The sequence below is a fragment of the [Pseudomonas] carboxydohydrogena genome (assembly GCF_029030725.1).
GTDB classification, from domain to species: Bacteria; Pseudomonadota; Alphaproteobacteria; order Rhizobiales; family Xanthobacteraceae; genus Afipia; species Afipia carboxydohydrogena.
Window position 1 is genome coordinate 1941305 of sequence record NZ_CP113162.1, and the last position, 20814, is coordinate 1962118.

The window sequence follows — 20814 nt, forward strand, 5'->3', positions numbered from 1 at the left end:
ATAGCGTTCCCCTGTCGATTCGGCGGTGAACCCGCCGGGCCGTTCGCGACACTGAGATTCAGGCACCAGGCAGCCAACAGCGGGAATGGGCGTGAATAAGCAATTACCTTTCATGAGCACCAGGCAGCAGACCTTGCGGACATCGAACTCCATGGCCGCGATCCGGCGGATCACCCTGATATCGGCGATGGCGCTGGTCGTCCTGCCCGCGGCCGCGCACGCGCAGTTCTTCTGGGACAATGATGGCTTCGATTCCGACCGGGGCATTCCGGCGCCGCAGCCTGAACGGCCGCGCGTCAAGCACGTCCGCAAGGCGCAGAAGCCCATCGTCATCAAGGAAACCACCAAGCCGAAAGGCCCGCTCCTGATCTCGATCTCGATCGAGGAACAAAGGCTCAAGATCTACGATTCAAACGGCCTGTACGCGGAAACGCCGATTTCCACCGGCATGCGCGGCCACTCCACCCCGATGGGTGTGTTCAGCGTGATCGGCAAGGAGAAGTTTCACCGCTCCAACATCTACAGCGGCGCGCCGATGCCGTACATGCAGCGCATCACATGGTCAGGGATCGCTATGCACGCCGGCGTGCTGCCGGGCTACCCCGCCTCGCACGGCTGCATACGCATGCCGATGAACTTCGCGACCCGCATGTATGGCTGGACGCGGATGGGCGCGCGCGTCGTGATCGCGCCCGGTGAATTGTCGCCGGTCGATTTCTCGCATCCGCTCCTGTTCACCCACAGGCCCGAGCCAAAGGTGACGGCCGCCACCGACAAGGGCGACACCATCGCCGCCCTGCCGGAGCTGAAGCCGATCCTCAATCTGGAAAGCGGCTTGCAGACCACCAACAGCATCGCCGCGCCGATCCGCACCGCGGATGCCAGCGGCACCGTTCCGCTCGCCGCCTCCGGGACGGCCGTCGAGCCCGCCAACGGCGATGCAGCCAAACCTGAACCCACTGCGCCGCAAACGCCTGCCACCGAGGTCAAGCCGGTCAAGCGCACCGGCCACATCGCCGCTTTCATCAGCCGGAAGGAAGGCAAGATCTTCGTGCGGCAAAACTTCGCGCCGCTGTTCGAGGCGCCCGTCACCATCACCGATGGCGGCCCCCTCGGCACCCACGTTTTCACCATCCGCGCATCGAACGACGACCCCAGGACCTTCCAATGGTCGGTGGTGTCGCTGCCTCCCCGCCAGCCGCCCGCGTCTCAGGCGCGCAAACATCGGCGGGGCGAGATCGAACGCCCCACGGCCGAAGTGGCGCTGCCCTCGCCTTCGGCCGCGCTCGACCGCATCACCATTCCCGAGGATGCGATGCAAAAAATCGCCGAAGCAGTCATGCCCGGCGACTCCCTGATCGTGTCCGACCTCGGCCTTGGCGGCGAAACCGGCCTCGGCACCGACTTCATCGTGCCGCTGCGCTGACATCTGTGCGGAGTTCGTTCTCCGCCACGAATTCCCCTTGGCGGCCGCGCGGCGCCACAGGTAGGCTTCCCGCAGGGAAGCCATGCTGGGGGAGTTGTCCGATGCGTATCACGACCGCCGTTATTCCTTTGGCTGCCGCCATATCGATGCTGGCGATCCAGACCGCCGCCGCGCAAAAGGCCGCGCCGTCCGCAAACCCTGCAACGCCAGCCGCGACGCCTGCGCCGCCACCGCCCGCCCCCGCGACATCCGCTTGCGCCAATCCGAACGCACTCGGCGTCTCCCGCGTCGTCGCCATCAACACCACGGGCGGCCCCGGTTTCGGCTTCGAACATTTCAAGCAACTCGACTTCCTGCGCGACAAGGAAGTGGTGCTGACCTTCGACGACGGCCCATGGCCCGTGAACACGCCCGCCGTCATCAAGGCGCTGGACGAGGAATGCACCAAGGCGATCTTCTTCCCCATCGGCAAGCACGCGACCTGGCATCCTGAAATCCTGAAATCGGTGGCCGCGCACGGCCACACCATCGGCTCGCACACCTGGTCGCACGCCAATCTCAACAACAAGAAACTGACCGACGATCAGCGCAAGGCCGAGATCGAGAAAGGCATCAGCGCGGTGAAATGGGCGCTGGGCTATTCACCCGCGCCGTTCATCCGTTTCCCGGCCCTTCAGCATCCGCCGTCGATGGTGACTTATATGGGCGAACGCAACATCGCGATGTGGTCGTGCGACGTCGACTCCTTCGACTTCAAGGCGCGCAACGCCAGGAAGATCGTCGAGACCGTGATGAACAAGCTCGACAAGACCGGCAAGGGCATCATCCTGATGCACGACTTCCAGAAGCACACCGGCGAGGCTCTGCCGGAACTGCTGAAACGGCTGAAGGCCGGCGGCTACAAGGTCGTGGAGGTCAAGGCCAAGACGAAACTGGAGTCGATTGCGCAATACGACGAGGAAGTCGTAAAAGGCCTGAAGCAGCCGGTCGTCAATTCGCGGCCGCTGTCGAGCGTGGTCGAAACCATTTCCCAATAGCAGGTCCGTCTTGCCGATCGAAGCCTACGTCATCGTCTCCGCCAACGGCATGCTGGCGGATTCCACCGGAGTCATGCCGGATTCGCTGAAGTTCCCGGCGGATCAGACATTCTTCGAGAATGTCCTCGACGAGGCCGACCTGATCGTGCACGGCCGCCACTCGCATGAGGAACAGAAACGCTCGAACGAGCGGACCCGGCTCGTTCTGACCACGTCCATCCCCGCGCTCGCGCCCGATACCGCGCATCCGCATTCGACCTTGTGGAATCCCGCGGGCGCGACGTTCGAGGAAGCCTGCGAAGCCATCGGCATCTCGCCTTCCGCGAAGATCGCGATCATCGGCGGGCCGCACGTCTATGCGTTCTTTCTCGACCGCTACGATGCGTTCTGGCTGTCGCAGGCGCATGACGTCCACCTTGCGGACGGCCTCGGCGTCATGCCTGGCGTGCCGCAAAAGACGCCTCAGGACATTCTCGCCGCCGCGGGCCTGCATGCGGCGGAGACGCGCGTCCTCGACGCCGCCAGGCGCGTCGATCTCACCGCATGGCGGCGCTGACGCCTCAGATATCCGTGTAGGACGATCCCGACGACGCGACGAGTTCGCGCGGACGGCCCGCGATCATCAACAGCGCGCCGATCAGCGCCAGATTCTTCAGCGCCTCGAACAAACTCGCCGTCCGCTCGGTGGCGGCCGCGTTCCAGAAATCGTTGAAATAGAAAACCGTGAGAACGAGAAACAGCGCAAGCACCACCGCGAAAACCCGTGCGCCCAGATTGGTCGCTATCGCCAGCGCGCCCAGAATTTCGATCGCTCCGCCGAGAATGGCGATGACCTGCGCGATCGGCATTCCCGTGAAAGCCTCGATCTGCGACGTGTACTCCGTCAATTGCGCGGGCACCGCGAAGTGCGCGCTGATGGCTTGCGCGGCACTTTGAAGATCGAGAAATTTATTGATGCCCGACACCAGAAACAGGGCCGCGAACAGAATCCGTCCGATGACGTAAAGCGCCGACATGACTTAACCCCATTGTCCGAATGAGACGGTTCAACAAACGAAGTCACAACGCCGTCATACAGGATGGCCCTTCAGGCCATCCCCATCATGTCAGCCGGACCAGCATAGCGGATGCTCCCAAGAGCGCCACCCTGCCCGGCCTGCCGGTCAAGTCACAGCAGGTTCGGCTGCTTCATCCGTTCCTGCGCTTCCACAACGGCCACCGCCGTCATGTTGAGGATGCCGCGCGCGGTCACGGACGGCGTCAGGATGTGCGCGGGTTTCGCAGGCCCGATCAGGATCGGCCCGACCGGCAACGCGCCGGAGAGCACCTTGATCATCTGGAAGGCGATGTTCGCCGCGTCCAGATTCGGCATGATCATGATGTTGGCCGAACCCTCGACGCGTGAATGCGGCAGCACCAGCTTGCGGGTGACTTCCGACAGCGCGCTGTCGCCCTGCATTTCGCCGTCCGCCTCGATCTCGGGATGAGACTGCGCCAGCAGTTCGGTGGCGCGGCGCATCTTGCGCGCCGACTCCGAGTCATGGCTGCCGAAATCGGAATGCGACAGGAAGGCGATGCGCGGCTTGATGCCGAAACGCTGCACATGCACCGCCGCGAGCGCGGCGATCTCCGCCAGTTCCTCCGCCGTGGGATTGGCGCGGATCTGCGTGTCGGCGATGAAGTACGAGCCCTTGTTGGTGATCAGCAGCGCCAGCGCCGAGTAGTCGGTCAGTTCGGGGCGGATGCCGATGATCTCGCGCACGCGGCGCAGGTGGCTGAGGTATCGGCCATCGACGCCGCACAGCATCGCATCCGCCTCGCCCCGTTGAACCGACAGCGCCGCGATCACCGTCGAGTTGGTGCGCACCAGCGTGCGTGCCGCATCCGGCGTGATGCCGTGACGGCCGGCGATATCGACGTAGCTCTGAACGTAAGAGCGATAGCGCGGATCGTCTTCCGGATTGATGAGGTCGAAATCCTCGCCGGGCTTGATCGAGAAACCGGCGCGCTTGAGCCGCGTGGTCACGACATTCGGACGGCCGACCAGAATCGGACGCGCGATCTTTTCTTCCACCACGGCCTGCGTCGCGCGCAGCACGCGCTCGTCCTCGCCTTCGGCGTAGATCACGCGCATCGGCTCCTTGCGGGCCTTGGCGAACAGCGGCTTCATGATGAAGCCGGAGCGGAACACGAAACGGTCGAGTTGCTCGACATAGGCATCGAAATCCGCGATCGGCCGCGTCGCCACTCCGGAGTCCATCGCCGCCTTGGCGACGGCGGGGGCCACGCGCAGGATGATGCGGGGATCGAACGCGCCGGGGATCAGCGAGCCCGGCCCGAAGCCGGTCGACTCCGAGCCGTCGAAACCGCGCGTCACCACGTCGGACGGCGGATCGCGCGCCAGTTGCGCCAGCGCATCGACGGCCGCGCGCTTCATCTCCTCGTTGATTGCGGTGGCGCCGACATCGAGCGCGCCACGGAAGATGAAGGGGAAGCACAGGACGTTATTGACCTGATTGGGGAAGTCCGAGCGGCCGGTGCAGATCATCGCATCGGGGCGCGCCTCGCGCGCCACCTCCGGCATGATCTCCGGCGTCGGATTGGCCAGCGCCATGATCAGCGGGCCGTCCGCCATCGTCTTGAGCATTTCCGGCGTCAGCACGTTCGGGCCGGACAGGCCGAGGAACACGTCCGCGCCGACGATGGATTCCTTGAGCGTGCGCTTGTCGGTCTTCTGCGCGTAGATGGACTTCCATTTGTCCATCAGCGTATTGCGGCCCTCGTAAACGAGGCCGTCGATGTCGTTGACCCAGATGTTCTGGCGCTTCGCGCCCATCGAGACGAGAAGGTTGAGACAGGCGAGTGCAGCAGCGCCCGCGCCCGCCGTCACGATCTTGATGTCCTCGAGCTTCTTGCCGTTCAGCACCAGCGCATTGCGGATCGCGGCGCAGACGATGATCGCGGTGCCATGCTGATCGTCATGGAACACCGGGATTTTCATCTTGGCCTTGAGCTGCTCCTCGATCTCGAAGCACTCGGGCGCCTTGATGTCCTCGAGGTTGATGCCGCCGAAGGTCGGCTCCAGCGCCGCCACCGTGTCCACCACATGCGACACCGTGTGCGCGTCGATCTCGATGTCGAACACGTCGATGCCGGCGAATTTCTTGAACAGGACCGCCTTGCCTTCCATCACCGGCTTGGACGCCAGCGGGCCGATATTGCCGAGGCCGAGAACGGCGGTACCGTTGGTGACGACGGCGACGAGGTTGGATCGGATCGTCAGCGAGGCCGCCTGCGCGGGATCGGCGGCGATCACTTCGCAAGCCGCCGCGACGCCGGGCGTATAGGCCAGCGCCAGGTCGCGCTGGTTGCCGAGCGGCTTGGTCGCCTGGATCTCGAACTTACCGGGACGCGGCAAGCGATGGTACGACAACGCGGCGTTACGCAATTCGTCCGACGAATTACCCATTTCTGAAGCCAATGCTTTCCGCCGATGTTCTCTCGGCGCTCCCTCGATCAGTTTTGTGGCAGGTTGAGCCTGATGTGCAGTTCGCGCAACTGCTTGGTCGATACCTCCGACGGCGCGCCCATCAACAGATCCTCGGCGCGCTGGTTCATCGGGAACAGCGAGATTTCGCGCAGGTTGTTGGTACCGCAAAGCAGCATGACGATGCGATCGACGCCCGCCGCCATGCCGCCATGGGGCGGCGCGCCGTACTGGAAGGCGCGATACATGCCGCCGAAACGCTCGACCACGGTCTCCTCGCCGTAACCGGCGATCTCGAACGCCTTTACCATCGCGGCCGGCTTGTGGTTGCGGATACCACCCGAGGCGATCTCGTAGCCGTTGCAGGCGATGTCGTACTGGAACGCCTTGATGGTGAGCGGGTCCTGCGTCTCCAATGCTTCGAGGCCGCCCTGCGGCATCGAGAACGGATTGTGGGAGAAATCGACCTTCTTTTCTTCCTCGTTGTATTCGTACATCGGGAAATCGACGATCCAGGCGAGCTCGAACCGGTCCTTGTCGATCAGGTTCAGTTCCTCGCCGAGTTTCGTGCGCGCCGCACCGGCGAACTTCCAGAACTTCTGCGGATCCCCCGCGACGAAGAACGCGGCGTCGCCGTCCTTGAGGCCGAGTTGCGCGCGGATCGCGGCGGTGCGCTCCGGTCCGATGTTGTTGGCGAGCGGGCCTGCGCCTTCTCCGCCTTCGCGCCACATGATGTAGCCGAGCCCCGGCTGGCCCTCGCCCTGCGCCCACGAGTTCATGCGATCGCAGAACGCGCGCGAACCACCTGCGGGACCCGGAATCGCCCAGACCTCGTTGCCGGACTGTTCAAGCATCCGCGCGAACACCTTGAAGCCCGAGCCTCGGAAATGCTCGGAGACGTCCTGCATCACCAGCGGATTGCGCAGGTCCGGCTTGTCGGTGCCGTATTTGCGCAAGCTCTCGGCGAACGGAATGCGCGGCCAGTTCTTCGTCACCGGCTTGCCGTTCGCGAAATCCTCGAACACCCCGGTGATGACCGGCTCCATCGCAGCAAAAACATCGTCTTGCGTCACGAAGCTCATCTCGAGGTCGAGCTGATAGAATTCGCCCGGCAACCGGTCGGCGCGCGGGTCCTCGTCGCGGAAGCACGGCGCTATCTGGAAGTAGCGGTCGAAGCCCGACATCATCAGAAGCTGCTTGTATTGCTGCGGCGCCTGCGGCAGCGCGTAGAACTTGCCGGCATGGATGCGGCTCGGCACCAGGAAGTCGCGCGCGCCTTCCGGCGAGGACGCCGTGAGGATCGGGGTCTGGAATTCGAAGAAGCCCTCCTTCTTCATCCGTGCCCGCATGGAATCAATGATTTGTCCGCGAGTCATGATGTTCTGGTGCAGCTTCTCGCGGCGCAGGTCGAGGAAGCGGTACTTCAGCCGGACCTCTTCCGGGTATTCCAGATCGCCGAACACCGGCAGCGGCAGTTCGGCCGCCTCGCCCAGCACCTCGATGTCGGCGATGAACACCTCGACCGCGCCGGTCGGCAGGTCGGGATTGTCGGTACCGTCAGGGCGGCGGCGAACCTTGCCGTCGATCTTCACCACCCACTCCGAGCGCAGCTTTTCCGCGAGCTTGAACGCCTTGGAATCCGGATCGATGACGCATTGCGTCATGCCGTAATGGTCGCGCAGGTCGATAAACAGGAGACCGCCATGGTCGCGGATGCGGTGGCACCAGCCGGAGAGGCGAACGTTGGAGTCGATGTCGCTCTCGCGGAGCGCGCCGCAGGTATGGGACCGGTAGCGATGCATGGGAATCCTGAAAAAGGCGTCGAATGAAGAATCGGAAAATGCGCGGACGGCGCGCGTGGCAGGGGTTTACCCGAGCCGGGTTCACCGGGCAACCGACCGATCGCCAAAAGCGGGATCAAATCGGCCTAAAAGGCCAATAAAAACAACACAAAATATCACCACCTGAAAGGCTGATATGCTCCGGCCCCAACTTCCTTCCGGCCTGATCGCCGGGCTTCGGGCGGGGAGCCACGCCAGATACCGAAAACAGGAAACCGCACCGCCAAACCCGCCATGTGAAGTATGGCGGTTGACGTTACCCCTTCAGATTGCTTGAAAAAGCAGATCAAAAAAACGGCCGGCCGCCCAAACGGACGCGACATCCGGCCGAGGAACGTTTATGCAGCATCCATGGAATTGATTACCACCACCGAGCAACTGGCCGCCGTCTGCGCGCGGCTCGCCCGGCACCCGTTCGTCACCGTCGATACCGAATTCCTTCGCGAGACGACCTACTACCCCCTGCTCTGCGTGGTGCAGCTCGCCAGCGCCGAGGAAGCGGTGGTGGTGGACTCCCTGGCCGAGGGCATCGACCTCAAGCCGTTCTTCGACCTGATGGCCGACGAGAAGGTGCTGAAGGTGTTCCATGCCGCGCGGCAGGACATCGAGATCGTCTGGCATCTGGCGGGGATCGTGCCGCATCCGGTGTTCGACACACAGGTCGCCGCCATGGTGCTCGGCTATGGCGATTCCATCGCCTACGACCAACTCGTCGCCCGCATCACCGGCCACAAGCTCGACAAGACCCATCGCTTCACCGACTGGTCGCGCCGCCCGCTGACGCAGGAGCAGAGCGCCTACGCGCTCGCCGACGTCACCCATCTGCGCGACGTGTTCACGGCGCTCGACGCCGATCTCCAGAAACGCAAGCGCGCCGACTGGGTCAGCGAGGAAATGGAAATCCTCACCTCGCCCTCCACCTACAACGCCCCGCCCGAGCGCGCATGGGAGCGGCTCAAGACCCGCGTGCGCAAGCCGCGCGAACTGGCCGTTCTGATGGAAGTCGCGGCATGGCGCGAACGCGAGGCGCAGACCCGCGACGTGCCGCGTTCGCGCGTGCTGAAGGACGACGCCATCGGCGACATCGCCACCCATGCGCCGACCACGCTGGAGAAACTCGCGCATCTGCGCTCATTGCCCAAGGGTTTCGACCGCTCGCGCTGGGGCCAGGACATCGTCGAGGCCGTCAAGCGTGGCGTCGATCGCGATCCCGCGACGCTGCCCAAGCTCGACAAGCCGCGCGGCAACAACAACGGCGCGGCCACCGTCGAACTTTTGAAGGTGCTGCTGCGGATGACCTCCGAGAAGCATGCGGTCGCGAGCAAGGTGATCGCCACGGTGGACGATCTCGAGCAGATCGCGGCCGACGACGCCGCCGATGTCGCGGCGATGCACGGCTGGCGGCGCGAATTGTTCGGCGAATCCGCGCTGGCGCTCAAACATGGCAAGCTCGCGCTCGCGATCGAAAAGGGCCGCGTGATCGGCACCGAGCGGAAATAGCTTCGCGTTACAGATACGACGCCAGCGTGTTCTGCACCGACTGCTGGGTCTTGTAGCTCGCCAGCACGCGGTTGGTGGTGGCGTCCGTGACGCCCAGCACGGATTTTTCCTCCGCGCTCATGCCATTGTAGGTCTGCATCAGGCCGAGCGCGCCGGTCTGGCTTGAATCGCTCTTGCCGTTGCTGGCGGGAAACAGCGCGTTGTACATCGACATGCGCGTGCGCTGATTGAGTTCCTGCTTCGCCGCGTAGATCTCGTCATTCGAGAATGTCGAGTCCGGGTTGAGCACGATCGTCGCGAGGGAGCGATTGTCGAAATTGGTGAAATCGACCTTCTGGCCGCTTTGCAGCGAATTGAACACCAGCGCGCTGCCTTTGTCCCTGGCCTTGCCGATCTGATCGTCGAGCATCGCGCGGGCATTGGACGCGACCTGCGACGTGGTTGCGTCCGAGCCGAGCTTGGTGATCCCGCTGCCCTGGGTATTGAGCAACGCGGCCACCGGATCGTTGGCGTCGCCCGTGTCGGGCGCCTTGCCGAAGCCGGCCTTTGCTGCGGACAGTCCGGTCGCCACCGCGAGACTTTGCGCCTTCCATGTCGCCGTCGCCTTCTCGCCGTCGCTCGCCTGATTGAGATAGTCGGATGCCGCCTGATAGAGGCTCGCATAGTCCCCCGTATGGCGGGCGATGACGACATGGGACGCCATCGCGTTGTTGAAGCGCGCCTGCATCTCGCTGGCCGCAGCCTTGCTCTCGTCCGAGGAGAAAAGTCCGCTCGCATTGGAGGCCACCGCCGACAATGTCGCGCGGCTCTGCGAACTGAAATCGACCGCCACCTGCCCGTCGAGCATCGCCGAGGAGATGCCGAGCGATTTGTACTGCGCGTCGAACCATTTGCGCGCGTTTGCCGCCAAAGTGGCGGGCGTGGTGTCCGTGGTTGCCGCCGTATCCTGCATGCTCGCGAGATAGTTCTTCGCGGCGTCCGACAGCGTCACGTTGGTCGAGGAAAACGGCGTCGAACCGGTTTCCTGTTCGTTGAGCGTCTGCGCGAGGCTCGGCTGCGCTGTCGCCGCATAACCCTGCGAGGCCGAATTGAGCAGCGAGGGCGAATAGGCTCCGATGGTCGTCATGGCTGGCTCCGCGAGACCATTGCGGCCTCGCCGGATGCATTGCAGGAGTCGTGCCACGCCGATGCGCAAGATTCACGGGGCTTTGGGAGAATTTCCACCGCCGCCGGTGCAGAAACAGCCGCGTCCGGGCAAAATCTGCCGGGCTTTCAGCGCACCTCGACCGCGCCGCTGCGCGCCACCAGCCGCGCAAGCTGCTTGAAGCGGTTGGCGATGCGTTCGCCGACGAGGTTGCCGATTCGCGCATCGAACGTCAGGATGAGCTTGCGTTTCTGATTGCGGAAATGCGTCGCGGGCAGCACGCCCGGATGCGCCGCCGAGATGAGATGGCCGACGCGCAGCATCTGTCCGACCAGTCGCGCGCGCTCCACCATCGGCGGCGTCAGCAGCACCCGCAGCCCGGTTCGCGGCTGGTTCTTCTCCCCGATCCCGGCGTAGCGGAAATAAACCGCCAGCGCGAGAAACACCCGCGCCTCGTGGGTGGTCGCGCCGAAATTGCCGTTGGCGATCACATGCAACGTCTCGTCGCCGCGATAGTCGGGATGCGCGCGCCAGCCGATATCTGAGAGCAGGCACGCGGCATGGCGCAAACGGCGGTCCTCGTCGGTCTCGGCAAGTTTCACGGCCTTGACGAAGCGGTCGGTCCAGTCGATCAGGTCGTCGGCATGGCGCGGCGCGCGCGCGCGCAACGCGTTCATCTTCCGCGCCGTCGAGATCAGGCCGTCCTCCTGCCTGACGCGCTCGGGCAGCATCTCGAACAGCAGGCCCTCGCGCACGCCGAACGTCGAGAACACGATCCGGTCCGGCTTCGCGGTGAGGATGATGTATTCGAGCACGAGAGCTGCATAGGCCAGCAACGGGCGGCGGGCTTCCGTCACCGTTTCGATATCCGCGAGCGCGCCTGCTTCCACCAGCCGGCGCAGACGCCGCACGAAGGCCAGCGCATCGGCCGCGGGCAGCGTATAGCCGTGCATCACCCGCAACGGATAACCGCTCTGGATGATGTGGATGCGCGCCAGCGCGCGCCATGTGCCGCCGACGGCGTAGAAGGTGCGTCCTTCCCCGCCCTGTAGTTGAGCGACTTCGGCAATCTTCGTCTTGACGATGCGCTCGGCCTTCTTCAGGGACTTTTGCGCGCTGTCCTGCAAGGCAAGGCCACCCAGCGGAAGCGTCACCCCGGAGCGGACCCGGTGGCCGCGCACATCGATCAATTCGAGCGACCCGCCGCCGAGGTCGCCGACGATGCCGTCGGGCTTATGGACGCCGGACACCACGCCGAGCGCGGAGAGATACGCCTCGCGCGCGCCGGACAGGATTTCGATCTTCACGCCGCAGATGCGTTCGGCCTTTGCGATGAAGGCAGGACCGTTGGAAGCATCGCGGCAGGCCGCCGTCGCGATCGCATAAACGCGACCGACCTTCATGACCTTGCACAGCATGCGGAAGCGCCGCAGCGCCACCAGCGCCGTCTCGACCTCGCTTTCGCCAAGGAGGCCCGTGGTCTGGACGGCGCGGCCGAGGCCACACAACACCTTCTCGTTGAAGATCGGCGCGAGGCTGCGCGTCAGCCCCTCATACACCACCAGACGAACGGAGTTGGAGCCGATGTCGATGACGCCGACCGTCTTCGCCGCAGGCTTATATCGCTTGACCGAACGAAGAACGCGCCGCTCGTCCGGCGACGCGGCAGTCTCAATCTCGTTCGCGCTGACGCTGCGAACGGCGCGTAAGACGACGCGGCGAAGATTCTTTAAGCGATTTTCCACGGCCGGACAGACTCGGGTTCGTCATGAAGTATTTGTGCACGTTGAAGGGCTCCTCACCCTTCCCGGCTTTCATACGCGTTGACGATCCATCCGGCAATAACTGCCAGCTCTGCTCGTTGTCTTCCAGGTTCGCCACCATGATCTGATCGAGAACCTGCGAATGCACCGTCGGATTCTGCAACGGACACAATACCTCGACGCGGCGGTCGAGATTGCGCGGCATCATGTCGGCGGAGGAAATATACACAGCCGCCTTCACGCTCGGCAGGCCATGCCCCATGCCGAAACAATAGATGCGGCCATGTTCCAGGAATCGGCCGATGATCGACTTGACGCGGATGTTCTCAGACAATCCGGGCACGCCCGGCCGCAAACAGCAAATACCTCGCACCACGAGATCGATCGATACGCCCGCCTGCGAGGCGGCATAAAGCGCGTCGATGATGTCGGGATCGACCAGCGAGTTCATCTTCATCCAGATTACGGCGGGCTTGCCGTGGCGCGCGAAGTTCGCCTCCGCCTCGATATGTTCGAGAATGCGCTTGCGCAGCGTTAGCGGCGACACAGCCATCTTCTCGATATCGACAGGCTCGGCATAGCCGGTGATGAAATTGAACACCCGCGCGGCGTCGCGTGCGATCACCGGATCGGAGGTGAAATACGACAGATCGGTGTAAATGCGCGCCGTGACCGGATGATAGTTGCCGGTTCCGGTATGAACATAGGTGGTCAACCCGCCGCCCTCGCGGCGCACCACGAACGACAGTTTCGCGTGAGTCTTGAGTTCGAGGAAGCCGTAGACGACCTGCACGCCCGCGCGTTCGAGATTGCGCGCCCAGCGGATATTGGCCTCCTCGTCGAAGCGCGCCTTCAGTTCCACGAGCGCGGTGACGGACTTGCCCGCCTCCGCCGCTTCCGCCAGCGCGCGCACGATCGGCGAATCGCGCGAGGTACGATAAAGTGTCTGTTTGATCGCCACGACATCGGGATCGCGCGCCGCCTGTTGCAGGAACTGCACGACGATATCGAACGACTCGTAGGGGTGATGGACGATCAAATCCTTCTGCCGGATCGCCGCGAAGATATCGCCGCCATGGTCGCGGACGCGCTCGGGATGGCGCGGCACGTAAGGCGTGAATTCGAGGTCGGGCCGGTCCACGCGGGTGAGCTGCGACAGTTCGTTCATCGCCAGCACGCCGTCCACCAGCAGCACATCGTCGTCGGGCGTGGAGAGCGCGCGCTGCACGAAGGCGCGCAGGTCTTCCGGCATTGCCGCTTCCATCTCAAGGCGGATCACCGAACCCCGGCGGCGGCGTTTCAGCGCCGTCTCGAACAGGCGCACAAGATCCTCGGCCTCTTCCTCGATTTCCAGTTCGCTGTCGCGGATGATGCGGAACGCGCCGCGGCCGCTGACGGTGTAACCGGGGAACAACCGGCCGATGAACAGGCTCGTCGCCTGCTCGACCGTGATCATCCGCACCACGCCCTCTTCGTTCGACGGCAGGCGGATGAAACGATCGATCTTGATCGGCATGCGGATCAGCGCATTCATCGCCTTGCCGTCCGACTTGCGGACCAGATGCAGCGCGATGGTGAAGCCGAGGCTCGGAATGAACGGAAACGGATGCGCGGGGTCGATCGCGAGCGGCGTCAGCAGCGGGAAGATGTGATGGAGGAAATGCTCCTCAATCCATTTCAGTTCGGTCTTGGTGACGTCGCGCCCTTCCACCAGCACGATCCCGGCATCCGCCAGCACCTTGTGCAGGTCGCGCCAGATCGCCTGCTGGTCGATAGCCAGCGTGGAGACGGCCTTGTTGATGACCTGTAGCTGCTCGGCGGGGGTCAGGCCGTCCGGGCTGCGCTCGGCGACGCCTTCCCGTATCTGCGCCTTCAGGCCGGCGACGCGGACCATGAAGAACTCGTCCAGATTGTTGGCCGAAATCGACAGGAACCGGACCCGCTCCAACACGGGATGATCGGTATTGACCGCTTCCTCCAGCACCCGGCGATTGAAATGAAGCCAGGACAATTCGCGGTTGATGAAGCGTTCGGGACTCTCGGCGATATCCGGCAGCGCGACCTCTGTAGCAGTTTCATTTTTATTTACAGATACTTGCACTGCGTCCATGATGTAACCTGTTAAGATTAAAGCGATTCCCGGCCATCATCGGCAAAGCACATGACCATTCAATGACAGGATCGTTCCGTCCGTCAATTAGACGCGGGCAGCCGGTGTACTTGATTAAGGTCAGGATATCCGGGGAGTGGTCAGCGGAGCCTTAAGGCCCAGCGGGCATGCTTTAGAGCGGCAGCGTCCCCTGACTGCGAAACAGCGTCGCCGCCAGGGCGCGGGTGACGGGTCGACCCTGCCTCAGGGCCTCCGCATCGAGCAGTTCCACCGCCTGACGGGCGGACGCGAACGAGCGCTCGATATGGGTCGCGAGATAGCCCACCACGCCCTCGTCCACCGCCATCTGCCGGTCGGCGCAGAATTTCACCAGGAGCGCACGCAGCAACTGATCGTCCGGCGGCTCGACGCTCACCACCGGAATGGCGCGCAGGCGCGAACCGGCGTCGCGCAGTTCGATCTCGAACGATGCCGGAGCCGTCCGCGCCGTCATCAGCACGAACGCGTTGGTTTCCCGCGCGAGGTTGAGCAGGTGAAAGATCGCGCGCTCGTCGAAGTGACCCGGCTCCAGATGCTCGACCACCAGCGCGCCGGTCGCGAGCGAGGCCGGGACATCGGCCGCCGTCAGCGCATGCGCCCCCACGATGCGCGCGCCGGAAATCGCCGCCCAGATCGCCGCGAGATGGCTCTTGCCGCACCCTTCCGGCCCAACCAGCATCATCACGCGGTTCGACCAGTCAGGCCAGCGCTCCACCAGCGCAAGCGCCTGCGCGTTGCTCGGCCCTTCCAGATAATCGTCGCGCGACAGGCTTTCGGCATGCGGCAATTCGAGCGCAAGCTGGCGGGGCGGCGTACGGGACATCGGCGCGCTCACATCGCCTCCGTGGTGCCGATATGCCGGACCCAGGCGATGAAATAGAGGACAACCGACCACAGCGTCAGAATGGTCACCGCCGCCATGAGGATCACATCATAGGGCGAGGCGTTGAACTTGAACCCAAGCGCGGCCAGCACCAGTCCCGCGAAGCTGACCTGCGCCACGGTGTTCAGCTTCGAGGCCATCAGAGGTTTCACCGGCATCGGATTGTCCAGTATCCACGAAACGATCATCGCACCCACGATCATGAAATCGCGCGACACCACCAGAATGACGAGCCAGCGCGGGACCGCTCCTGTAATCCCCAGCGCAACATAAATCGAGACCAGAAGCGCCTTGTCGGCGATCGGGTCGAGCAGCGCGCCGAGTTCGGTGGTCATGTTGAAGCGCTTGGCCAGGAACCCGTCCACGGCATCGCTAAGACCCGCCGCCGCGAACAGGAAGAAGGCAACCGTCATTTGCGAGGCCGCGATGGCCCACACCACCAGCGGGACGAGGACGATGCGGCCGAGGGTAATGAAATTGGGGATATTCAACAGGTAAAATCCCGTTTGGCGGCTTCATTTGCGCAGGCCCGGGGCAGCGGTGATGCGCTCCGGCTCCGTTCCTTCTAATAATCTACCCTTGCTGCGGAGGCGAGCCATTGCACGGCTTGGGAATTCAACGTAACCACCGCCCAGGTTTCGGGAAAATGGTATGAGCGACAAACAATCCGGCCTCACTTATTCGTCTTCCGGCGTCGATATCGATGCCGGTAACCGGCTGGTCGATCTCATCAAGCCGATGGTGCGCGCGACCGCCCGCTCCGGCGCGGATGCCGAGATCGGCGGCTTCGGCGGCCTGTTCGACCTCAAGGGGGCCGGTTTTCGCGATCCGGTGCTGGTCGCGGCCACCGACGGCGTCGGAACCAAGCTGAAGATCGCCATCGAAACCGGCATCCATGACGGGATCGGCATCGATCTCGTCGCCATGTCGGTCAACGATCTCGTCGTTCAGGGCGCCGAGCCCTTGTTCTTTCTGGATTATTTTGCCTGCGGCAAGCTCGATCCGAACGCCGCCGCGACCATCGTGGCCGGAATCGCGGAAGGCTGCCGGGAATCCGGTTGCGCGCTGATCGGCGGCGAAACCGCCGAAATGCCCGGCCTCTACCAGAAGGACGATTACGACCTCGCGGGCTTCGCGGTCGGCGCGGCCGAGCGCGGCACGCTGCTTCCCCGCAGGGACATCGGGCCGGGCGACGCCGTAATCGGTCTGGCCTCCTCAGGCGTGCACTCCAACGGCTTCTCGCTGGTGCGCAAGGTGGTCGAGCGCAGCGGGCTTGCCTTCGACGCCCCCGCCCCGTTCGCGCCGGTGATGAAGCTCGGCGGCGCGTTGCTCACGCCGACGAAACTTTATGTAAAATCCTGCCTGAAGGCGATCCGCGAGACCGGCGGCATCAAGGCGCTGGCCCATATCACCGGCGGCGGTTTCACCGACAACATTCCGCGCGTGCTGCCGAAGAACCTCGGCGTCCGCATCGACCTCGCCGCTGTACCGGTGCTGCCGGTGTTCAAATGGCTCGCCGCCGAAGGCAACATCGCCGAACTGGAGATGCTGCGGACCTTCAACTGCGGCATCGGCATGATCGCAGTGGTCGAACGCGACAAGGCCGTCGATATCATGAAGGTGCTCTCGGATAATGGCGAGCGCGCCGTGATGCTCGGCGAGGTGACGGACGCCACCGGCTCCGAGCGCGTCGTCTATGACGGCCATCTCGATCTCGCACCATGACCAAGCGCCGCGTCGCCATTCTGATTTCCGGCCGGGGCTCCAACATGGCGGCCCTGATCCAGGCGGCCAAGGCTCCGAACTTTCCCGCCGAAATCGTGCTGGTGATGTCGAACATCGCGGGCGCGGGCGGGCTTGAGACCGCACGCGACGCCAGTATCGAGACTGTGACTATAGAGAGCAAACCGTTCGGGAAAGATCGCGAGGCCTTCGAGCGCGCGATGCAGGACGAACTCGCCAGGCACAACATCGATCTCGTCTGCCTCGCCGGATTCCTGCGCCTGCTGACGCCGTGGTTCGTCCAGCAATGGGACGGACGGATGATCAACATCCACCCTGCCCTCCTGCCGTCCTATCGCGGCCTGCACACCCACGAGCGCGCGCTCGCGGACGGTGTGAAGATCCACGGCGCGACCGTGCATTTCGTCATCCCCGATGTCGATGCCGGGCCGATCATCGTGCAAGGCGCGGTCACGGTGCATGACAACGACACGCCGGATTCCCTTGGCGCGCGCGTGCTCCAGATCGAGCATCGCATCTACCCGCAGGCGCTGCGCATGGTGGCGAGCGGTCAGATTTCTGTCGATGGCGGAATCTGCAAAAGCATCAGCGCGACGGCGACCGAGAAGACGCTGATTTCGCCCGCGTTCTGACGCTCCAAAACTGTGGCGCATTGACCACAAAGTCCTTCAATAGCTCCTTGCCGCGATTGCGGCGCGTTGAGGCCGCGCGTCGTTCCATGCGATCATTCCGGCCATATATCGTATCTCCGGTAGCGCCCGCCGCATGAACGCATTTGAATCCGCCGCAAAACGCACCTGCTCCGTGGCTGCACTCGCCTGCGCGGCGGCCACGCTGCCTTCCGTTGCCCATGCGCAAATCGCTCCGTCACCGGCGCCGCTTTACACCATGGGTTCGGCAAGCGCGGCGCAGCTCGATCTCGGCAGCAACTTCCTGCAACGGCTGGGCCGCGCGGCCGCGACCGGATACGCCGCGCGCGACAACAGCGCGGGCGGCGGCGCGTCGTCCGATTTCGCCGAGCCGGTCTATCGAAGCTGGTTCGAAGGCTACGGCACCTCGGCGCGTACCGGCGCGCAAGCGGGATTTCCCGGCGACAAGCGCTCGACCGGCGGCGGCGTCGCGGGCATCGGCATGACGGTCGCGCCGGGATTCAATCTCGGCTTCGCGATCGACCAGAGCCGCACCAGCATCGACGTGCCGCTCGCCTTGCAATCCGCGAAGCTCGACCTGACCCAACTCGGCGTCAACGCCTCCTATGTCAACGGACCGTGGACCGTCGCCTTCGCCGCCGTGCACGGCTTCGCATCCATCGATGCGAAACGGCAGACGGCCGGCGGCTTCGCGATGTCAAACTATCGCGGCGCCATCGACGGCGCGCTGGGTGAACTGAGCTACTACCAGGCGCTCGGCCGCAGCCGCATCGTGCCGAAGGTCGCGCTCGAATATGTCGTCGCCAACACAAACGCCTTCAGCGAAACCGGTGGCTTCGAGCCGGTGAATGTCGGCGAGTCGAATGCGCAGCGCGCCCGCGTGATGGCGGGCGCTGAGGCCGGTCATTACTGGATCGTGGGCCAGCAGGTCGTCGACGTGTCGGGCTATGGCAAGTTCGTCGACAACTTCTCGCAAACGGGCTCGCCCGTGCTGGTCAGCCTCGGCTCCAGCAGCATTCTCATGCAGGGCATCCGCGAAAGCCGGTATGGCGCAGACGCCGGCGCCGGCCTGTCATGGAGCATGAACAGGTCGGCGCGGCTTTATGCGAATTACGACGGGAAGTTCCGTGACGGCTTCCACTCTCACCAGGGCACGCTGGGCCTCGAGTTTAAGTGGTAGCCTCCGCGGGCACGGCGGCATGCTCTGAAAGAGCACGCTTGCGCCATATCGAGCCCACGATCAGCACGATCGCCACACCAAGAAGGCCAAGAACAAGCTCGCCCAAATTGGTGCCGGCCTGCATATGGCTCGGCAGGCTGAAGACCGACGACGTCGGGTCGATATTCAGCGAGATCTGACCGTCGAGCACGCGCTGGAGGTACGGATGCACACCCGGGTCGGTCGCGATCACTTCGCCGGCAACCCAGCCCAGCAGCGCGGCACCGAGCCAGACCAGCGCAGGCACGCGGTCGAGCAGCGCCATGATGAGAGCCGCACCGGCGATGATCATCGGAATGCTGATCAACAGACCCAGCACCAGCAGAACTACGCTGCCGTTCGCGGCGGCGGCGACAGCGATGACGTTGTCGAGACTCATGATGATGTCGGCGACGGCGACGATCTTGACGGCCGCCCACAGATGCTGCGCCGCCTGCACATTATCTTCTTCGTGCTTCTCGGGGACCAGCAGCTTCGCCGCGATGACGAGCAGCGCAATGCCGCCGACCAGCTTGAGATAAGGCAGTGCCAGCAGCGAGGCGACGATGAAGGTGAAGATGATACGCAAAAATACCGCGACACCCGCGCCGAGAACCATGCCCCACATCCGCTGACGCGGCTCGAGGCTGCGGCAAGCCAGCGCGATGACGAGCGCGTTGTCGCCTGAGAGCAGGATGTTGATCCAGATGATCTTGGTCAGCGCCACCCAGAACTGCGGGTGCTGAAGTTCCGTCGAAAAGCTGGTGAAGAAATCGCTGATTGCCGTGGCGCTAAATATATCCAACATCGTCTCTGAACTTCGCCTCCACTTGGGATCATCCCTTGGTATCGCTGAGACGATACCATCCCTCGGTACCTCTCATTGGGCACCCGTCCCTCGGTACCGCAAATGATGAGTCTTGTCTGGGAGGCGATATGTCGCAAAGTTTTGAGACGATATGTCGCAAAGCCGGGGCTAGGCAGCCCCGGCTTTGACGAATTTGAACAGAATGTCGCAGCTGATGCGCTTCGCTCCGAAGAGCGGCGCGGCGGTCAGGTTGCCGCAGGCGCGGTTTCCGCTTCCGTCGAGGCGGCCGCCATCTCCTCGAGCTTGCGGCGGCGCCAGATCGTTCCGATCACCAGAACGAAGACCACACCGAGCACGGCGAAGATCAGCTCATCCACCTCACCGTCGAGGCGCAGGTGCTCGACGAAGCCGAACAGCGGCGACGTCGTATCGACGTTGATGCTGATGTCGCCGTTGAGCATCGCATGCAGGCGCGGCGCGACCGCCGGGTCGGTCGCGATCACGGCGCCGCCGATCCAGCCGAGCAGAACCGCGCCAAGCCAGACGAGAATCGGCAGACGATCAAGGATCGCCATGATGAGCGCGGCACCGGCGATGATCATCGGGATGCTGACGGCAAGGCCGACGATCAGCAAGGTGAGCTGGCCGTTCGCGGCAGCGGCCACCGCGATGACGTTGTCGAGACTCATGATGATGTCGGCGATGACGACGATGCGGACGGCGTGCCACAGGTTTGCACCCTGCGCGACATGGCCCTCGCCGTCATCCGGAACCAGCAGCTTGGCCGCGATGATGACGAGCGCCAGTCCGCCCACGAGCTTCAGGAACGGAAGCGTCATCAACTGCGCAACGATGCCGGTGAACAGGATCAGCAGGACGACCGCGATACCCGCGCCGATCACCATGCCGAGACGGCGCTCCTTCGGCGGAAGGCCACGGCACGCCAACGCAATGACGAGCGCGTTGTCGCCCGAGAGCAGAATATTGATCCAGATGATTTTGCTCAGGCCAACCCAGAACTGAGGCTGGACAACCTCAGCCCGCATTTGAGCGAACGCATCGACAAAGGAAAATGAGCCGATTGCCTGGAATATGTCGTGCACCGTGTCTCCCCCATTTTTTCTACTGGTTATTATGCCGCAGGCTATTTTGCCGCAGGTGGCATATTCAATACCAGTATTTTCG

17 protein-coding genes are annotated in these 20814 nt (G+C 63.7%); 7 read left to right on the plus strand and 10 right to left on the minus strand.

Features of this window, described 5'->3' with window-relative positions:
- Positions 1–85: 85 nt before the first annotated feature.
- From AFIC_RS09395 to AFIC_RS09405, 3 genes are all read left to right on the plus strand, one after another.
- Positions 86–1426 carry a L,D-transpeptidase gene (locus AFIC_RS09395; protein ID WP_275245978.1) on the plus strand — a complete coding sequence of 447 codons (1341 nt, stop codon included), beginning with the start codon at positions 86–88 and terminating at the stop codon, positions 1424–1426.
- Positions 1427–1527: 101 nt separating this feature from the next.
- Positions 1528–2463 carry a polysaccharide deacetylase family protein gene (locus AFIC_RS09400; protein WP_275245979.1) on the plus strand — a complete coding sequence of 312 codons (936 nt, stop codon included), beginning with the start codon at positions 1528–1530 and terminating at the stop codon, positions 2461–2463.
- A 10-nt stretch (positions 2464–2473) separates the two neighbouring features.
- Entirely contained in the window at positions 2474–3019 is a 546-nt protein-coding gene (locus AFIC_RS09405) for a dihydrofolate reductase family protein (protein WP_275245980.1), read from the plus strand.
- Positions 3020–3023: 4 nt separating this feature from the next.
- On the opposite strand, the gene AFIC_RS09410 is transcribed toward AFIC_RS09405, so the two are convergent.
- From AFIC_RS09410 to aspS, 3 genes are all read right to left on the minus strand, one after another.
- Positions 3024–3479, minus strand: coding sequence for a DoxX family protein (locus AFIC_RS09410; protein ID WP_275245981.1), 456 nt, complete (start codon positions 3477–3479; stop codon positions 3024–3026).
- 152 nt (positions 3480–3631) lie between these two features.
- Positions 3632–5932: an NADP-dependent malic enzyme gene (locus tag AFIC_RS09415; protein WP_275245982.1), complete on the minus strand. Its 2301-nt coding sequence runs from the start codon at positions 5930–5932 to the stop codon at positions 3632–3634.
- A 47-nt stretch (positions 5933–5979) separates the two neighbouring features.
- Entirely contained in the window at positions 5980–7752 is a 1773-nt protein-coding gene (gene aspS, locus AFIC_RS09420; protein WP_275245983.1) for an aspartate--tRNA ligase, read from the minus strand.
- 390 nt (positions 7753–8142) lie between these two features.
- On the opposite strand from aspS, the gene rnd reads away from it, so the two are divergent.
- Entirely contained in the window at positions 8143–9291 is a 1149-nt protein-coding gene (gene rnd, locus AFIC_RS09425) for a ribonuclease D (RefSeq protein ID WP_275245984.1), read from the plus strand.
- Positions 9292–9298: 7 nt separating this feature from the next.
- Here rnd and AFIC_RS09430 read toward each other — a convergent pair whose 3' ends face one another.
- From AFIC_RS09430 to AFIC_RS09450, 5 genes are all read right to left on the minus strand, one after another.
- Complete coding sequence (locus AFIC_RS09430) at positions 9299–10417, minus strand: hypothetical protein (RefSeq protein WP_275245985.1); 1119 nt, start codon at positions 10415–10417, stop codon at positions 9299–9301.
- Between the two features lie 146 nt (positions 10418–10563).
- Positions 10564–12027: an exopolyphosphatase gene (gene ppx, locus AFIC_RS09435; RefSeq protein ID WP_275248684.1), complete on the minus strand. Its 1464-nt coding sequence runs from the start codon at positions 12025–12027 to the stop codon at positions 10564–10566.
- Positions 12028–12106: 79 nt separating this feature from the next.
- Positions 12107–14308, minus strand: coding sequence for an RNA degradosome polyphosphate kinase (locus AFIC_RS09440; protein ID WP_275245986.1), 2202 nt, complete (start codon positions 14306–14308; stop codon positions 12107–12109).
- 172 nt (positions 14309–14480) lie between these two features.
- Positions 14481–15170, minus strand: a complete 690-nt coding sequence (locus AFIC_RS09445; protein WP_275245987.1) for a P-loop NTPase family protein — start codon at positions 15168–15170, stop codon at positions 14481–14483.
- Between the two features lie 8 nt (positions 15171–15178).
- Positions 15179–15721, minus strand: a complete 543-nt coding sequence (locus AFIC_RS09450) for a CDP-alcohol phosphatidyltransferase family protein (RefSeq protein WP_275245988.1) — start codon at positions 15719–15721, stop codon at positions 15179–15181.
- A 160-nt stretch (positions 15722–15881) separates the two neighbouring features.
- Here AFIC_RS09450 and purM point away from each other — a divergent pair, with 160 nt between their 5' ends.
- From purM to AFIC_RS09465, 3 genes are all read left to right on the plus strand, one after another.
- Complete coding sequence (purM, locus tag AFIC_RS09455) at positions 15882–16955, plus strand: phosphoribosylformylglycinamidine cyclo-ligase (RefSeq protein ID WP_275245989.1); 1074 nt, start codon at positions 15882–15884, stop codon at positions 16953–16955.
- Positions 16952–17605 carry a phosphoribosylglycinamide formyltransferase gene (gene purN / locus AFIC_RS09460; RefSeq protein ID WP_275245990.1) on the plus strand — a complete coding sequence of 218 codons (654 nt, stop codon included), beginning with the start codon at positions 16952–16954 and terminating at the stop codon, positions 17603–17605. The genes purM and purN overlap by 4 nt, the downstream gene beginning before the upstream one ends.
- Before the next feature lie 133 nt (positions 17606–17738).
- On the plus strand, positions 17739–18803 hold the full coding sequence (locus AFIC_RS09465; RefSeq protein WP_275245991.1) for an autotransporter outer membrane beta-barrel domain-containing protein: 1065 nt from the start codon (positions 17739–17741) through the stop codon (positions 18801–18803).
- On the opposite strand, the gene AFIC_RS09470 is transcribed toward AFIC_RS09465, so the two are convergent.
- Positions 18793–19629, minus strand: coding sequence for a YjbE family putative metal transport protein (locus AFIC_RS09470; RefSeq protein WP_275245992.1), 837 nt, complete (start codon positions 19627–19629; stop codon positions 18793–18795). The two genes, AFIC_RS09465 and AFIC_RS09470, sit on opposite strands and share 11 nt — an antisense overlap.
- A 245-nt stretch (positions 19630–19874) precedes the next feature.
- The gene (locus AFIC_RS09475; protein WP_420833319.1) at positions 19875–20732 is read right to left on the minus strand and encodes a TerC family protein; all 858 of its coding nucleotides are present in this window, start codon (positions 20730–20732) and stop codon (positions 19875–19877) included.
- Positions 20733–20814: the final 82 nt, after the last annotated feature.

Excerpts from the sequence above, each read along its gene's own strand:
- AFIC_RS09395 (WP_275245978.1), top strand. The coding sequence starts at position 86 with ATGGGCGTGAATAAGCAATTACCTTTCATGAGCACCAGGCAGCAGACC.
- AFIC_RS09400 (WP_275245979.1), top strand. The coding sequence starts at position 1,528 with ATGCGTATCACGACCGCCGTTATTCCTTTGGCTGCCGCCATATCGATG.
- AFIC_RS09410 (WP_275245981.1), bottom strand. The coding sequence starts at position 3,479 with ATGTCGGCGCTTTACGTCATCGGACGGATTCTGTTCGCGGCCCTGTTT.
- AFIC_RS09415 (WP_275245982.1), bottom strand. The coding sequence starts at position 5,932 with ATGGGTAATTCGTCGGACGAATTGCGTAACGCCGCGTTGTCGTACCAT.
- aspS (WP_275245983.1), bottom strand. The coding sequence starts at position 7,752 with ATGCATCGCTACCGGTCCCATACCTGCGGCGCGCTCCGCGAGAGCGAC.
- rnd (WP_275245984.1), top strand. The coding sequence starts at position 8,143 with ATGGAATTGATTACCACCACCGAGCAACTGGCCGCCGTCTGCGCGCGG.
- AFIC_RS09430 (WP_275245985.1), bottom strand. The coding sequence starts at position 10,417 with ATGACGACCATCGGAGCCTATTCGCCCTCGCTGCTCAATTCGGCCTCG.
- AFIC_RS09440 (WP_275245986.1), bottom strand. The coding sequence starts at position 14,308 with ATGGACGCAGTGCAAGTATCTGTAAATAAAAATGAAACTGCTACAGAG.
- AFIC_RS09445 (WP_275245987.1), bottom strand. The coding sequence starts at position 15,170 with ATGTCCCGTACGCCGCCCCGCCAGCTTGCGCTCGAATTGCCGCATGCC.
- purM (WP_275245989.1), top strand. The coding sequence starts at position 15,882 with ATGAGCGACAAACAATCCGGCCTCACTTATTCGTCTTCCGGCGTCGAT.
- purN (WP_275245990.1), top strand. The coding sequence starts at position 16,952 with ATGACCAAGCGCCGCGTCGCCATTCTGATTTCCGGCCGGGGCTCCAAC.
- AFIC_RS09465 (WP_275245991.1), top strand. The coding sequence starts at position 17,739 with ATGAACGCATTTGAATCCGCCGCAAAACGCACCTGCTCCGTGGCTGCA.
- AFIC_RS09470 (WP_275245992.1), bottom strand. The coding sequence starts at position 19,629 with ATGTTGGATATATTTAGCGCCACGGCAATCAGCGATTTCTTCACCAGC.